The 14742-nt window shown below is 68.1% G+C and carries 15 protein-coding genes; 3 read left to right on the top strand and 12 right to left on the bottom strand.

Annotation, left to right across the window (positions count from 1 at the left end; translation table 11 throughout):
* The 7 genes from OG300_RS37800 to OG300_RS37770 all read right to left on the bottom strand — a co-directional run bounded on the left by OG300_RS37800 (position 1) and on the right by OG300_RS37770 (position 5517).
* Positions 1 to 369 carry a type II toxin-antitoxin system death-on-curing family toxin gene (locus OG300_RS37800; protein WP_405489498.1) on the bottom strand — a complete coding sequence of 123 codons (369 nt, stop codon included), beginning with the start codon at positions 367 to 369 and terminating at the stop codon, positions 1 to 3.
* 11 nt (positions 370 to 380) lie between these two features.
* Positions 381 to 593 (bottom strand): toxin-antitoxin system HicB family antitoxin, encoded by a 213-nt coding sequence (locus OG300_RS37795; protein ID WP_405489496.1) that lies wholly within the window; start codon positions 591 to 593, stop codon positions 381 to 383.
* Positions 594 to 747: 154 nt separating this feature from the next.
* Positions 748 to 1851: a PQQ-binding-like beta-propeller repeat protein gene (locus tag OG300_RS37790; protein ID WP_405489494.1), complete on the bottom strand. Its 1104-nt coding sequence runs from the start codon at positions 1849 to 1851 to the stop codon at positions 748 to 750.
* 122 nt (positions 1852 to 1973) lie between these two features.
* A complete protein-coding gene (locus OG300_RS37785; RefSeq protein WP_405489492.1) occupies positions 1974 to 3575 on the bottom strand; it encodes a phospholipase C in 1602 nt (533 codons plus the stop codon).
* 117 nt (positions 3576 to 3692) lie between these two features.
* Complete coding sequence (locus OG300_RS37780) at positions 3693 to 4217, bottom strand: barstar family protein (protein ID WP_405489490.1); 525 nt, start codon at positions 4215 to 4217, stop codon at positions 3693 to 3695.
* Positions 4217 to 4714, bottom strand: coding sequence for a ribonuclease domain-containing protein (locus tag OG300_RS37775; RefSeq protein WP_405489488.1), 498 nt, complete (start codon positions 4712 to 4714; stop codon positions 4217 to 4219). The genes OG300_RS37780 and OG300_RS37775 overlap by 1 nt, the downstream gene beginning before the upstream one ends.
* Complete coding sequence (locus OG300_RS37770; protein WP_405489486.1) at positions 4711 to 5517, bottom strand: exodeoxyribonuclease III; 807 nt, start codon at positions 5515 to 5517, stop codon at positions 4711 to 4713. Before OG300_RS37770 ends, OG300_RS37775 begins: the two co-directional genes overlap by 4 nt.
* Positions 5518 to 5585: 68 nt before the next feature.
* Between OG300_RS37770 and OG300_RS37765 the strand changes: the two genes are divergently transcribed.
* Together OG300_RS37765 and OG300_RS37760 are read left to right on the top strand one after the other, a co-directional pair.
* Positions 5586 to 6440, top strand: a complete 855-nt coding sequence (locus tag OG300_RS37765; protein WP_405489484.1) for an alpha/beta fold hydrolase — start codon at positions 5586 to 5588, stop codon at positions 6438 to 6440.
* Positions 6441 to 6571: 131 nt separating this feature from the next.
* Positions 6572 to 7771, top strand: coding sequence for a PQQ-binding-like beta-propeller repeat protein (locus OG300_RS37760; protein WP_405489482.1), 1200 nt, complete (start codon positions 6572 to 6574; stop codon positions 7769 to 7771).
* A 19-nt stretch (positions 7772 to 7790) separates the two neighbouring features.
* On the opposite strand, the gene OG300_RS37755 is transcribed toward OG300_RS37760, so the two are convergent.
* Positions 7791 to 9341 carry a PTS ascorbate transporter subunit IIC gene (locus OG300_RS37755; protein ID WP_405489480.1) on the bottom strand — a complete coding sequence of 517 codons (1551 nt, stop codon included), beginning with the start codon at positions 9339 to 9341 and terminating at the stop codon, positions 7791 to 7793.
* 13 nt (positions 9342 to 9354) lie between these two features.
* The gene (locus tag OG300_RS37750; protein WP_405489478.1) at positions 9355 to 10167 is read right to left on the bottom strand and encodes a PTS sugar transporter subunit IIA; all 813 of its coding nucleotides are present in this window, start codon (positions 10165 to 10167) and stop codon (positions 9355 to 9357) included.
* A 143-nt stretch (positions 10168 to 10310) separates the two neighbouring features.
* Here OG300_RS37750 and OG300_RS37745 point away from each other — a divergent pair, with 143 nt between their 5' ends.
* Positions 10311 to 11129, top strand: a complete 819-nt coding sequence (locus OG300_RS37745; protein ID WP_405489476.1) for an SAM-dependent methyltransferase — start codon at positions 10311 to 10313, stop codon at positions 11127 to 11129.
* Here OG300_RS37745 and OG300_RS37740 read toward each other — a convergent pair.
* From OG300_RS37740 to OG300_RS37730, 3 genes are read right to left on the bottom strand one after another with little or no spacing between them, the layout of a single operon-like run.
* Positions 11126 to 12895, bottom strand: coding sequence for an AMP-dependent synthetase/ligase (locus OG300_RS37740; RefSeq protein WP_405489474.1), 1770 nt, complete (start codon positions 12893 to 12895; stop codon positions 11126 to 11128). The two genes, OG300_RS37745 and OG300_RS37740, sit on opposite strands and share 4 nt — an antisense overlap.
* 30 nt (positions 12896 to 12925) lie before the next feature.
* The gene (locus OG300_RS37735; protein WP_405489472.1) at positions 12926 to 13765 is read right to left on the bottom strand and encodes an SDR family oxidoreductase; all 840 of its coding nucleotides are present in this window, start codon (positions 13763 to 13765) and stop codon (positions 12926 to 12928) included.
* Between the two features lie 60 nt (positions 13766 to 13825).
* The gene (locus OG300_RS37730) at positions 13826 to 14713 is read right to left on the bottom strand and encodes an alpha/beta fold hydrolase (protein WP_405489470.1); all 888 of its coding nucleotides are present in this window, start codon (positions 14711 to 14713) and stop codon (positions 13826 to 13828) included.
* Between the last annotated feature and the right edge of the window lie 29 nt (positions 14714 to 14742).

The raw sequence follows: 14742 nt of genomic DNA, 5'->3' as shown, positions 1-14742 counted from the left end.
CTACCGCCGGTGCCCCGGAAACCCACCAGGCTGAACGGCCAATTGCTCAGCGATCCATGGGACATCCGTGTCGGATGTCGCGACAGTGCCGATCAATTCGACTACCGCACCCGCCTGAATACCGGGAACGAGGCCGTAACAGCGAAGTATCAAGAGCACCGCCACCCATGCGGTCTGCTTGTTGCCCTCACTGAAGGGCCGATCACGCACAACAGACTGAAGTAGTGCGGCCGCCTTCAATTCCGGTGTCGGATACGCCTCTTGGCCGAGAACCACGCCGTCGGGACGGGTCGCCGCCGCGGCAACCAAACCGAGATCACGGACATGCCCCTCCCCCTCGGTGACGCGCTGATTGCACTTGATCAGCATCTCGGGACGCACTATTCGATGTCTCGAATCAACGCGAGGGTATCGGCGTGATCCACCATGATCGCGTCGAGCATCGCGTCCTCTCGACGCGCACGCGCTCGCGTGGTCACCCAATCACGCAGGGCTTCACAGATAGCGGTGTTGAGAGATAGGCCTGCGGCGGCGGCCTCATCGGCAGCGTTGCCATGAAGGTCGTCGGGCAGCCGAAGGTTCAGTTTCGACATGGGGCCAATCTAGCACCACGATGCGAATTCGAGCTCGGTTCAAGTGAGGTTGATCGTGGCCCGGCTCATCGACGCCACCAGCCCGATTTCCGGTTTGTGAAGCGCCTGTCAGGCCCCCAGCGTGGCCAACGCTCTCATCGGCCAGATACTTGGGTCAGCGGGCGATGGCGGCGATGGCGGATTCGCCTGGATCTTCGGGGGATTGGAGGTAGCAGTGGGCGTCGCCGACAGCGAAGGGGATGTCGGAGCCGGGGGCGTCCTGGGTCCAGCGGAGGAGGCCGGTGCGGATGTCCATGGCGCGCAGGGTTTTTCCGGTCAGCAGGTAGAGGGCCGTCGGGGTGGTGTGACCGGTGAGGCCGGGGTTCTGGTCGGTGAGGGTCTGCGACCAGAGTCGGGTGGCCTCGCCGCCGGGGGTGAGGGCATAGAGTTTCGCGCCGTCGGTGAGGTAGTAGGCGTCGGGTGAGCTGAAGAAGACTCCGGTCGAGTAGGGCAGGGTGGGGGTGGTCCACTGGGCCGCACCGGTTTTGGGGTCGAGGCCGGAGACGGTGCTGCCGTCGCTGGCGAGGATGAGGCCGCCGACCAGGCCGGAGCGCAGGGTGCTGGAGCGGACGGACGGGTCGTCGGCGCGCGACCAGGCGAGGTCGCCGTTGCCGGCCGCGTCCAGGGCCGAGAGACTGCCGCCGTCTGGGCCGAAGCTGTAGAGCAGGGTGCCGGTGGCGGGGACGTGGAGGCGGTCGGCGGAGGCCGGGACCTGCCAGCGCACGGTGCGGGTGGTGGTGTCGAGGGCCCAGACCTCGTGGCCGTGCTTGTCGTCGTTCGAGGCGACCAGGAAGCACACGCCGTCGCGAATCCCGTACGCGCCGTTGAGGGTGGCGCCCGCGGGGGCGTCGAACGCCCACTTGCGCTGACCGGAGACCAGATCGACGGCGCTGACGCGGTCACCTTTGGCGTTGGGCTCGCCGCCGCAGACGTAGAGGATGCCGTCGGCGATCTCCAGGTGATCACCGGACGCGACGATCGGCAGCCGCCAGACCTCGCCGCCGGTCTGCCCGTCGAGTCCGATCAGCGCGGTGTCGGAGGCGACGATCAATCGGCCGCTGCCGTAGCGCAATCGGCGCAGCTGACCGTCGACCTTGTACTTCCACACCACGCTGCCCGAGGCCGCGGTCGGGGCGGCCGCCTGCGGCGCGGCGCATCCGGCGGTTCCGGCGGCCAGGAGAATCATGCCGTCGCGCAGCACTTTTCGACGATTGAGCACAGGATTCCCCCGCAGTTTCTAGAACACGTTCCACCGCACTATAGGGGGAGATCACCGGACGCGAACACAAAACCGCCCGGCCTCATCGCGGGGATGAGACCGGGCGGTCGAAACGCGGTGGATCAGCTGGCGGCACCGGTCTTCGGGTCGAGCTGCAGCGCGGGCTGCGCGGTCGCCTTGAAGTCGAACATCGGGTCCAGCGCACCGGCTTTCGCGTCGGCGGAGTCGTCGCCGATGCGGCCGGTCTTCCAGTTGTCCTCGATGAAACGCAGCACCGAGGACTGGTCGGTCACGCCGTGATCGACGAAGTTGGCCTTGGCGTACGGGGAGATGACCAGCAGCGGAACGCGCTGGCCCAGCCCGCAACGACCCTGGTACTTGGCCGGATTCGCCTTGGCGTCACCGCAGACGCCCGCCGAGGTGTAGCCGTCCTGCTCGGAGGTCGAGGTGCTCGACACCTTCGGGGCGACGTGGTCATACCAGCCGTCGGAGTCGTCGTAGGCGATGACGACCGCGGTGTCCTTCCAGTCCGGCAGCTTCTGCAGGTGGTTGATGGTGTCCACCAGGAACTGCTGCTCGTCGAGCGGATCGGAGTAGGCGGCGTGGCCGTCCTGGTAGCCCGAGGCCTTCAGATAGCTGACGCTGGGCATCTTGCCGGCGTCGGCGGCCGACCAGAAGTCGGTCAGGTCGTACTGGTGGTTGGCCTGATCGGTCTGGCCGATCTTGTCCACCGAGCTCGGCGGCAGGTGGTGCGGGTTGGCCGTCGACGGGTAGTACTGGAACGGCTCGTGGTGCGCGATGTAGTCGGCCTTGGTGGCGAACGGCTTGTCACCGGTCTTGCCGGTACCGCCCAGTGCCACCCCGACATTGTGGACGCCGCCGCAGACGGCCTTGCCGTCCTTGGTGTCGGTGGGCTTGAAGCCGCCCTGGAACCAGCCCCAGGTGACGTTCTGCTTGTTGAGCAGATCGCCGATGTTCTGGCCGCCCAACTGCACCTGGTCACGGTCGGAGCAGTCGTCGCCGAGCGGCTGCGCGTCGTTGATCAGGGTGCCGTCGACCACGTTGTCGGCCGGGAACGGCTTGCCGGCGGGCATGAACTGCTTGTTCACGCCGTGCGTCTGACCCGAGACCAGGTTCAGCGCGCCGACCGCGGACGGGCCGAAGGTGGTGGTCCACGAGTTGTCGCTCATCGCGAAGTGCTGCGCGTAATTCCATTCGGCGGTCACCGAATTGCCGTCGTAGTAGCCCATGACCAGGCCCTGCGGACCGTAGATCGGTTTCTGGCAGGAGGCGCCCTCGGACACGTTGGTGTGCTCGACGAACTGATCCATCTTGCCGTTGTTCAGGGCGAGCTGCTCGTCCTTGTACTCGTGGTCCTGATCGCAGGTGATCTGCTGATCGGGGCCGCCGAGGCGGACCGGCTGGAACTTGTTGGGGTTCTTGGTCAGCAGGTCCGGGGTGAGGCCGTCCACCTTGGGAGTGTTTGGCAGCGCCGTGAACTTGGTGCCGTCGGTGTTGGCGGCGTTCGGGTAGGTGCCGAAGTAGTGATCGAAGGAAATGTTCTCCTGGAAGATCACCACCACATGCTTGATCGGCGTGGCGGTGTCACCGGCGGCCTGGTCCGAAGACGAGGAGCACGAGGTGGCGCTCAGCGCGAGCAGCGCGGCGCACGCTACGGCGGCGCGGCTTCGTTTACCGAAGCGACGGCGAGCCGAGCTTGGCATGGAACCTCCAGGGTCAATCAGGATCGCGGTGGGCCGCGATCGCTCGAGCCTGACCATTGCAGCGTGTTTCACCTGTTGGTTCGCGCGCAGGTGAACGTGAGCGGAAGATCCGATGAATCAAGACTTCCGGTTTTCGACGGCGGCCGCCGGACTTTCGTCGTCGAGGGTCAGTGCGACGGCAGCCAGCCCGGGCGGGGTGGCGTCCTGCAACACCACCCGGAACGGCGTCCCGCGCTTCGCCCACACGGCCGCGCAGTCCGCCATCGCCTCCGCGAACCAGTCCCGCTCCCCCGCCTGCTGATCCAGCAGCAACGCCGCATTGCGGATCACCACCACGTACCCCTGCGCCTCCCCCACGAAATCGTCGAGGTCGCGCAGACATTCGTCGAACGCGTCCTTGTTCTCCCCGAAGTAGTAGGGGAATTGGAACGCGGCCGCGAACTCGTCGAAAACCTCAGCGACGGTACGCATCCGGCGGCCGCGCAGTTCACGCGAGACGTAGTCGGCGGGAATCCGGTAACGCACACCGGAGAATTCGGCCGCCCCCAGCGGCAGCATCCCCAGCACGGGTGCCGCGGTGCTCGCGGTCACGGATTCGGCCGGGGCGGAGAGGAACTGAGAGAGCGACATGGGCTCGGACATCAGCGCATCCTCGTGAAGGTCTTGTAGTGGTCGCCGGTGTAGTACGCCGAACCGTCGCTGCCGGTGATGATGCGTTCGGCGTCGCGGCCCTGACCGGGCTTCTTGGGGTTGACGTCCCATTCCTGATAGGCGATGGCCTTGCCGGAGGAGTCCTTTCGGGCCAGGGTGCCGTCGCGGTTGTTCCAGGTGTCGCCGCCGTGTGTGCCGGGAGCGTTGGCCGAACCGGGCCAGCGACCGGCGTCGATCTCGGTCAGCGTCTGATACGCGCGATCCGGGACACCCGCCGCGTGCGCGGGCGGGTCTGCCTGGTCGGCCACACCGGGTTTCACGGCGGTGGCCCGCGCGGCCGTGGTGGATTTCGCGGTGCTGGTGGCAACAGCCTTGGTGCTGCTCGTATTCGACGAGTGGTCGACGCGGGTGGCGACGAACGCGATCAGCAGCACGATGACCGCCGCGCCCAGCGTGAGCCAGGCGCGGGTCTTCTTCGAGACGTTCATCGGTACTGCACCGTCACCGGCGCGTGGTCGGACCAGCGTTCGGCGTAGGTCGCGGCGCGCTCCACCACGGCCTGCTTGGCCCGGGTGGCGATGTCACCGCGCGCCAGCTGGTAGTCGATGCGCCAACCGGCGTCGTTGTCGAAGGCGCGGCCGCGGTAGGAGTGCCAGCTGTAGGGGCCGAGCTCGCCGGGATGCAGTTCCCGCACCACGTCGACGTATCCGGCGGCGATCATCGACGACACCCAGGCGCGTTCCCGCGGCAGGAAGCCGGAGTTCTTGACGTTGCCCTTCCAGTTCTTGATGTCGAGTTCGGTGTGCCCGATATTCCAGTCGCCCATGATCACGAACTCGCCCGGATGGGCCAGCATGCGTGCCCCGATGGCGTCGAGGAAGCGGTACTTCTCGTCCTGCATGGGGGTGTCGGCCTCGCCGGTGTGGACGTACACGCTGGCGATGGTGAGGTCACCGAAATCGGCCTCGATATAGCGGCCCAGGGTGGCGAATTCCTCGACGGCACACCAGGTTCCGTCCTGAACCAGGCCGACGCCCAGGCGCACCGCGTCGGGTGCGTGCCGGGACAGGATCGCGACTCCCGCGCGGCCCTTGAGGCCGGGTTCGGCATGGGTGAGGAACCACCCGGCGTCCAGCGCGGGCGCTAGCGCGCTACGCGTTTGCTCATCGGTTGCCCGAGTCTCCTGTAGGCAGACGATATCGGCCTCGGTTGCGGCCAGCCACTCGAGCAGTCCCTTGCCCGACGCGGCACGCACCCCGTTCACGTTGCACGTACTGATGATTTTCGCCACTCCACGACCGTACAATGCGGCTACCGACTCTCTTCGCGGACATCGAGGTCCAGGAAGGGGTGACGACGATGACGTCAGGCTCACCCAAGCCCACCGCCCCGCTCGCGCCCATCGGCGCGCTCCACACCGGGTCCGGAGAACCACTGCTCCTGTTGCACGGCTTCATGATGTCCCCGCATTGCTGGGAGCAGGTCGCGCAACGCATGTCCGGCCATTGCGAAGTGTTCGCTCCCGCCTTCGCCGGGCATTGGGGCGGACCCGATTTCGACGGCTGGTACATCGATATAAGTGCCCTTGCCGACCGGATCGAGGACCAGCTCGACGAGATGGGCTGGCGCACCTGCCATATCGCGGGCAATTCGCTCGGCGGCTGGGTGGGCTTCGAACTGGCCCGCCGCGGCCGGGCCCGCACCCTCACCGCGATTGCCCCGGCGGGCGGCTGGCAAACCCCGTCGGCCCTGCAATTGCGCGTCGGCCTGAAGTTCGCGTCGTTGATCCCGTTCGTGGAGATCGGCAAACGCCTCCCGCACGCCGTCGCCTACAGCGCCCTGGTTCGCCAGGCCGTCGGCATGGTGCTGAGCAAGAACGTGTCCGCGGTCCCCCGCCGCGGCCTGGAGGCCGCGATCAGCTCGGCCACGCATTGCAGCGCCATGCTCCCGATGCTGGTCAGCGGCCTGCGTTTCCCGGCCCTGGAGGACCTCTCCACCCTGAAAACCCCGGTCCGCCTGCTCATGTGCGAGAACGACCGGGTGATCCCCAACCGCGCCTACGCCCGCCGCTTCCTGGAGGAACTCCCGGAATCGGCAGACCGCATCCTGGTCCACGATGTCGGCCACGTCCCCATGCTCGAGGCCCCCGACCGCATAGCCACCCTCATCGCCGAACACGTCTACGCCTCCCGCACCCGCCTGCGCGCGGTCTGAGGACCCATCGAGATCAAGGAGCTCTCACCGCGAAATCCAACCCGGATTTCGACGGTGAGAGCTCCTTGATCTTGGCGAGGGCCCGGCCGGTGACCGTAGGGTGGTCGGGCAGCGGGCGGAGGGGGAATCGAATGGCGATCAGCCGACGGAACATGGTGCGCGGCAGTCTGGTTGCGGCCGGACTGGTGGCCACCGGATGCGGATCGCCAAGGGCGGCGCAGCCTGCCGGGGCGGTGAATCCAGGAGCACCGGGGGTGCCTGGCGCGCCGGGGGTGCCTGGCGCGCCGGGGAATGCGGCGTGGAGTTTTCCGGGCGGCGAGTTCGGGATCAAGGGGCTCCGCTGCTCCGACGGGGTGGTGCTGATCGGGGCCGCGCTCGGGGTCGTAGGTCTCGACCCCGCCACCGGGCGGCAGCGCTGGGTCACCACCGTTTCGGCGACCATGTCCGGCATCGATCACTATGCGGGAATCACCGACGGCACACTGTATTTGGTGGGTGGCGAACCCAAGGACACCATGCGGCGGGTGTACGCCATCGACGTCGCGTCGGGGAAGACGCAGTGGACCTTCGAGACCCCGGAGGGCACGTATGCGACCGGCGCTTACGGGGTGCTCGGCGGGGCGCTCTACCTGGTGGTCGGCCACGCGGGCGGAACCCGCCAAGAGGTGTGGGCGGTCGATACCGTCAACCGGTCGGTGCGCTGGAAAGTGCCCAGCCCGAGCAACTCCGACGTGATCCACGTGCCGGGCTCCGGTCGACTGATCTACACGCGGTCACGCGCGGACGGTGGCAACATCACCGCGCTGGATATCGCCGACGGGGCGGTGGTGTGGTCGCGTACGGATGTCTCCTGGGCCTCGACCTCGGTCATGGAGTCCGGCCTCACCGGTGGCGCGCTGCTGGCGAGCAACCGTCGCGACACCGTCTCCGGCCTCGATCCGGAAACCGGTGCGACACGGTGGTCGATGACCGGTCTCCCGCTCGCGCCCAGCACCGACTTCCAGGTGTACTGCGGGCCCGACACCTACTACGTGTGTGACGGCACCACGCTGTTCGCGCTTCGCCCCGGCGGCGACCACACCCCGACATGGCAGGCCGATGTCTCCCACGGCGACGCCTTCAACGCGGGCGGATTCGCAGACGGCGGCACCTTCTACTTCCTCGCCGAGAACACCCTGCGCGCATTCGACGCGACGACGGGCGCATCGCGCTGGACCCACCCCACCGTCACTTCGGCGGGCTACGACGTCAAATTCGCTGCGGCGGCAGGACACTGCTACGTCGAAACCGGCGAGCTCTTCCACGGCGAGATAACCGCCCTCACCGCCTGAGCCCGCCCCGAGCTGGTGGCTAGGCAGGAGGTGGTGGGGCGGGGGCTCCGGCCGGGGCGGGGATCTTGGCGTACGCCGTACCGGACGACGGTGTGGATGTGGCGGCGGAAGCCTTTGGGGCAGTTTCGATTCCGAGGGCGGCGTCGCGGGCGGCACCCGGATCCCAGCCGGTGGCGACCACCTTGGTCTGGACGACGATCGCGCCCAGCAGGATGACCACGCCGATGGCGAGGGAGGCGGCCACCGCGCCCCAGCCGCCGAGTTTGGCGGCGGTGCCGATCGCGGTGCCGAACCAGCCGAAGTCGGCGTCGCCGAAGGTGGTGTTCTCTTCACCGAAGGGGCCCAGCACCTTCAGCAGGATGGCGGGCAGGAAGGTGATCAGGCAGCCGTTGACGAACGCGCCCAGCACCGCGCCGCGACGGCCGCCGGTGGCATTGCCGTAGACGCCGGACGCGCCACCGGTGAAGAAGTGCGGGACCAGGCCGGGCAGCACCAGCGCCCAGCCGAAGGCGGGGTTGAAGACCCAGGTGAGCAGGCCCAGGCTGACCAGGCCGCCGACGAAGCTGCTGATGAAGCCGATCAGCACGGCGTTCTGCGCGAACGGGAACACGATCGGGGCGTCCAGCGCCGGAATCGCTCCGGGGACAACCTTTTCCGCGATGCCCTGGAAGGCCGGAACCAGCTCGGCCAGGATGGTGCGCACGCCGAACAGGATGACCGCCACCGCGATCCCGAAGTACAGGCCCTGCTGCACCGACTTCATCAGGTAGTTGCCGACATTCGTGGCGCCGCCCTCGAAAGCGCCGAAGGCCGTGGACTGTCCGGCGCGCACCAGGTAGGCGACCGCCAGCGCCAGGTACAGCAGCACCATCGACAGCGCGGTCGCCACCATCGAATCCCGCAGGAAGCGCAGGCCTTCCGGCAGATCCATCTCCTCGGTACTGCGGCTGCGCTTGCCGACCAGCTGCCCGGTCGCACCGGCCGCGATGTAGCCCGCGGTGCCGAAGTGCCCGATCGCGAATTCGTCGCCGCCGGTGATGCGCCGGGTCCAGGCCTGCGACAGCGCCGGGAACGACACCATCACGATGCCCAGCAGAATGCCGCCCGCCACCACCACGACCGGCGTGGACAACCCCGCCACCGCCAGCACCATGGTGAGCAGGGTGGCCATGAACAGCATGTGGTGGCCGGTGAGGAAGACGTAGCGCAGCGGCGTGAACCGGGCCAGCACCAGGCTGATGCCGAAGCCCAGGATCATCAGCCAGGTCACCTGCGCGCCGTACTCGTGCTGCGCGATGGCCACGATGGCCTCGTTGGTGGGAATCACGCCGTGCGCGCCCAGCGCGCCCTGGATCATGGCGCCCAGCGGCTTCAGCGATTCCACCACCAGTCCCGCGCCCGCGCCGATGAGCAGGAAGCCCAGGGTGGCCTTGATGGCGCTGCCCGCCACCTGTCCGGCCGGTTTGCGCAGCGCGATCAGACCGACGGCGGTGATGATGCCGATCAGGTAGGCGGGCTGGCTGAGGATCTCGTTGACGACGAACTGCGCTATGGCCAGAACAACATTCATGCTGTCCGCCTTTCTAGACGTCGAAGAGTGCGCGCATGGCGTGATCGACTTCGGCCGTGCTGGTGAAGTTTTCGATCACCTGCACCGGAATGCCTAGATCGCCAAGAGTTTTGGCGATCTCCCCGGAGGTGAGCACTGCGACCGCCTCGCCCGCTTTGCCTTTGGCGGAGATGGTGTCGGTGGCCTCGACGGTGATGTAGGGCGTCCAGTGCCAGCGCTCCAGCACCGATTCCAGGGTGCTCTTGAGGAACAGGCTGGTGCCGACGCCGTTGCCGCAGACGGTGAGGATCTTCACGGGGCCTGTGCGCGGCTTGGCAGCCGGTGTGGCGGGAACCGCTGCGGTAGTGGCCTTTTCGGTCCCGGAGGCGGCGTCGATCACCGCCTCGTCGAGCAGCAGTGCCCGCAGCTGCCGGGTGGTCTGCACGTCCCGCAGCAGCTTGTCCGCGCCCGGTTCCAGCAGCACCTTGGCCAGCGACGCCATCGCGTCGGTGTGTACGCCGGAGTCGGCGGCGGCCAGCGCCACCACCAGGTCGACGGGATCGTTGGGGCTGTCGAAGTTCACCGGTTCGGTGAGCCGCACCCAGGACATGCCGGTGCGGTGCACGGCCGGGGACGGGCGGGCGTGCGCGAACGCGAACCCGGGCGCGATCACGATGTAGGGACCGTTGTCCTCGACATTGCCGATCATCTCGTCGGTGTAGTCGGGGGTGGTCACGCCATTGGCAACCAGCAACTCACCGGCCGCGCGAATGGCCGCACGCCAGTCCGCGGCGTGACCCCGCAGGTCGATGGCTTCCGAAGGCAGCAGATCCACCAGCGACGTCATGGCTCGATCCTCGCACGGGCGGATCTCCGGCAACCGTACGGCACACCGAGCGGTCGCTTCGGTTCTCGAAGCCCGCGCCGGAACCTGTTCGGTTACATAGGATTACTGGCACACGCTGCCGACCACCCAGGGGTGACCGAGAAATGACCGACCAGACGCAGGTCGACCAGTCCAAGCCGAGCATCGCCCGCGTGTACGACTACATGCTCGGCGGCAAGGACAATTACGCCGTCGATCGTGAGGTCGGTGACTTCTTCTTCAAGGACCTGCCCGGCTCGGTGGACATCGCCTACTCCAACCGCCGCGCCCTGACCCGCGCGGTCGCCGAGATCGCGAACTCGGGCATCCGGCAGTTCCTCGACATGGGCAGCGGGCTGCCCACCTCCGACAATGTGCACCAGGTCGCCGGTCAGCATCTGCCCGACGCCCGCACCGTCTACGTCGACAACGACCCGATCGTGCTGGCGCACGGCCGCGCGCTGCTCGAGACCGATGAGCGCACCACCGTCATCCAGGCCGACCTGCGCGACGCCGAGGAGATTCGTAAGCACCCCGAGGTCGAGCGGCTCATCGACTTCACCCAGCCGGTAGCCGTCATCTTCAGCGCCACCCTGCACCACCTCGCCGACGCCGAGAAGCCCGCCGACGTGGTGCGCTACTGGTCCGGGCAGGTGCCCACCGGCAGCATGGTCTACATCTCGCACTTCCGTTCCGGCAGCAACGACGAGACCCGCGCCGCGGAAGCCAAGCTGCAGAACACCTTCGGCCGCGGCCGCTGGCGCACCGACGACGAGATCCTGGAACTCTTCGGCGATCTGCAGGTGCAGGAGCCCGGCCTGGTGCCGTGCGCGCTGTGGCGTCCGGCCGATGTCGCCGACGGCGTCACCCGCATCGGCACCGACCAGCGCGAGATCAGCGTCTGGGAGCGGCTGATCTCGGCCGCGCTGGCGCGTAAACCCTAGGTGTAGAGGGCGTCGATCTCGGCGGCGTACTTCTCGGCGATGGGCTTGCGTTTCAGCGACATCTTCGGGGTGAGCTCGTCGCCGCCGGGTTCCCACGTCACCGGCAGCACCCGATAGCGCTTGATCTGCTCGACCCGCGACAGGCGCTCGTTGGCCGCGCGCATGCCCGCCTCGATCTCGGCCAGCACGGCGGGATGCTCGGCGAGCAGCGCCGGTGCCGGATCGGTGACGCCGTGCCGCCGCGCGAAGGCGGCCGCCGCGTCCGGATCGAGGGTCATCAGCGCGGTGACGTACTTGCGATTGTCGCCGATCGCGATCACCGCCTGCACCAGCGGACAGGAAACCCGCACCGCCCCTTCGATATTGGACGGCGACATGTTCTTGCCCGCCGCGTTGATGATGAGCTCCTTCTTGCGGTCGAGAATGCGCACGTAGCCGTCGGCGTCGATGCTGCCGATATCGCCGGTATGCAGCCAGCCCTCGGCGTCGATCGCCTCGGCGGTCTGTTGCGGATCGTTGCGGTAGCCGCGCATCACCAGCGGGCCGCGCACCAGCAGCTCACCGTCGGCCGCCACCCGAATCTCGGTGCCCGGCAACGCCGGTCCGACCGTGCCGATGCGGATGGCGTCCGGGCGGTTGGCGGTGGCGGCCGCCGAGGACTCGGTCATGCCCCAGGCCTCGCACACCGGAAAGCCCAGTCCCAGTATGAAAGCCATGGCCTCGGGGGCGATCGGCGCGGCGCCGCTCACCGCGATCTTGATGCCGTCCAGGCCCATTCGGACACGCAGGGTGCGCAACACCAGGCGATCGGCGACCGCGTGCCGTACCCGCAGCGACAGCGGCACCGCCCGGCCGTCGAAGCGCCGCCGGGCCGCCTCCGCGCCGGTGCGCACGGCCCAGCTCAGCAGCAGCCGCTTGGGCGTGGATCGCTCCGCGGCGATGAGGGTTTCGATCCCGGACTTGACCCGGTACCAGATCGCGGGCACCGCCATGAACAGTGTCGGGCGCACCTGCGGGAGCGTCGCGATCAGCTGTTTGGGGTCTGCGACCGTGGTGACCTGCACGCCCTCGATGAGGTTGTTGTAATGCGCGAAGGCGCGATTCGCCAGATGCGCGTCGGGGAGATACGACACCACCCGATCGTCCGGGCCGATCGACACCAGCGCGTCCATCGCCTCGAACTCGGCCAGCAGGTTGGCGTGGGTGAGCTCCACGCCCTTGGGCGCGCCGGTGGTGCCCGAGGTGTAGACGATGGTGAGCAGATCGTCGGACCGCACCGCGCGCCAGGCGGCCTCGAAGTCGAAATCCGGTGCGGGCGTGGCGGCCAGCTCGTCCAGGGTCAGCGTGCCGTCGAGATCGGCGTCGACACAGATGATGTGCGCGATCCGGCCTTCCGGATCGGCCGCGCGCACCTTCGCCAGGAACTGGGACTCGGTGACCACCACCCGGCTGCCCGCGTTCGCGAACAGGTGTGAGATCTGCTCGGCGGTGAAGGTGTTGTAGATGGAGAACGGGGTCGCCCCGGTGTGCAGTACGGCCGTATCGATCAGATGGAATTCCACCCGGTTGGTGAGCATGATCGCGACGGTGTCCGTCGCCGTCACTCCCAGGCCGGACAGTCCTGTCGCCAATTCCCTGACCCGAGAATCGTATTCGCGCCAGGTGAGTTCCCGACCACCGCCCGCGTCACGCAGGGCGATCCGATCCGGATATCGGGCGGCGGTGCGCTGGAACGCCTCGCACAGCGTGGTCGCAATGTCGGTCACCGGGACTCCGTTCGCCTAACAGGTTGTCGGTCAGTCGTTTTCGCCGCGAGCACGGCGTTCGTAGGCCTGCCGAGCGGCCTGGTCCACGTCGTCGAGAAACAGGTGCTCCTGACCGAACTGCCGCCCCAGGAACTCGTTCACGGCGCGCGGCAGGAACTTCTGCAAGCCGATCAGCGCCCCGGCCGCCCGGGTCACCGCCACCCGGGCGCGCGGCTTGGACAGCAGCCCGGCCACCGCGGCCGCGATCTCCTCGGGCTCGGCATTGCGAAAACCCTTGACGCCGTGGGTACCCGACACCAGTTCGGTATTGGTGAAGGTGGGCAGCACGGCCGAGAAACGCACCCCGCTCTCCCGATACTCGAGCCGCAACGTCTCGGTGAGCGACAGCACCGCGGCCTTACTGGCGCAGTAGGTGGCCAACCCCGGCGTCGGCGTCTCCGCCGCCAGCGAGGCGATATTCACGACATGCCCGCGCCCACGGGGCAGCATCCGCTGCACCGCCAGCTTGCTGCCCAGCGCCACCCCGTACACATTGATGTCCAGGATTCGCCGCGTGATCCGCTCCGGCTCCTCCCCGAACGCCCCGGTCGGCATGATCCCCGCATTGTTGACCAGCACATCGATCGGCCCGAGCTGCCGCTCCACCTCGTCCAGGAACGCCGTGAACGACTCCGGATCGGTGACATCCAGCTTCCCGTACACCTCCAGCCCCAGATCGGCCCCGGACTCCTTCACGGTGGGCTCGTCCACATCCCCGATCGCCACCCGCGCCCCGAGATCCCGCAGCGACCGCGCCGTCGCCAGCCCGATCCCCCGCGCCCCACCGGTGATCACCACGACCTGCCCGGAAATCACTGTCGCTTCGGCCATTTCGACTCCTAGAGATAGACCTGTGTCTGTTCCTGGTGAATCCCGCGCGGCCGATTCCGCTCAACCCGCGCGGGCCGTGCCCTCCACCCGGGCCAGGAGACCGCGCACCAGCTCGGCGGTCTCCACCGGATAGTCCAGTTGCGGGCAATGGCCGGCCTGTGGCAACACCACCAGCTCACTGCCCGGCAGCAGGGCGTGCAGCTCGCGGCTCGCGGCCACCGGGATGATGCGATCCTTCGCGCCGTGCACCACCAGTACGGGGCAGTCGATGCTGAGATCTCCGTGCCCGTCCGGGTTTTCGCGGGCGTAGCGCACCGCGTCCCGGCCGCGCGCGGCGACGCCCGCCATATCGGGCACCGAGCGCACGGCGCTGGCCAGGAATTGCGGGTCGGGCGCCACACCCGGCCCGTAGACGAAGGCAGCGACCGCGCGGCGCACCGCCCAGCGGACCGCCGCCGCGGGTATCGGCAGCATCGCGATCACGGCGAACAGCCGCGTGTAAGCGCTCCACCGCACCACCCGGGCCATCCGGTGCCGCGCCAGCAAGGGCTCGTCGAGTGCCACCACTGCGGCCACCCGGCCGTCGTGATGCCGGGCCGCCGCCCGCACCGAAGTCGCCGCGCCCAGCGAATTGCCCACCAGCACAACCGGACCGTGTGCGGCGATGAGCGCGTCGGCGAACGCGTCGAACTGCGGAGTCAGCGGCCCGGACCGACGATCCTCGGCCACACCGAATCCGGGCAGGTCGACCGCCACCGCCCGACGGCCGGCCGCCCCGAGCCGGGCCAGCACCCCGCGCCAGGTGTCGGCGCTGTCTGCGTAGCCGTGCAGCAGCACGACCGGAATTCCGTTGCCGGGCACCGAGAGTTCACGGGTGCGCACACCCGCGTAGCTCGCCACCCGTTCCTCGATTACTACACCGTTCACCGCACTGTGATCGGAGGGCATATCGCCACACTCCTGAGAAGAGTTGCGCA

Source organism: Nocardia sp. NBC_00511, assembly GCF_045161165.1.
GTDB lineage: Bacteria > Actinomycetota > Actinomycetes > Mycobacteriales > Mycobacteriaceae > Nocardia.
Note: the sequence above shows the minus strand (reverse complement) of the source record. Positions and strands in the feature narration are given on the sequence as shown.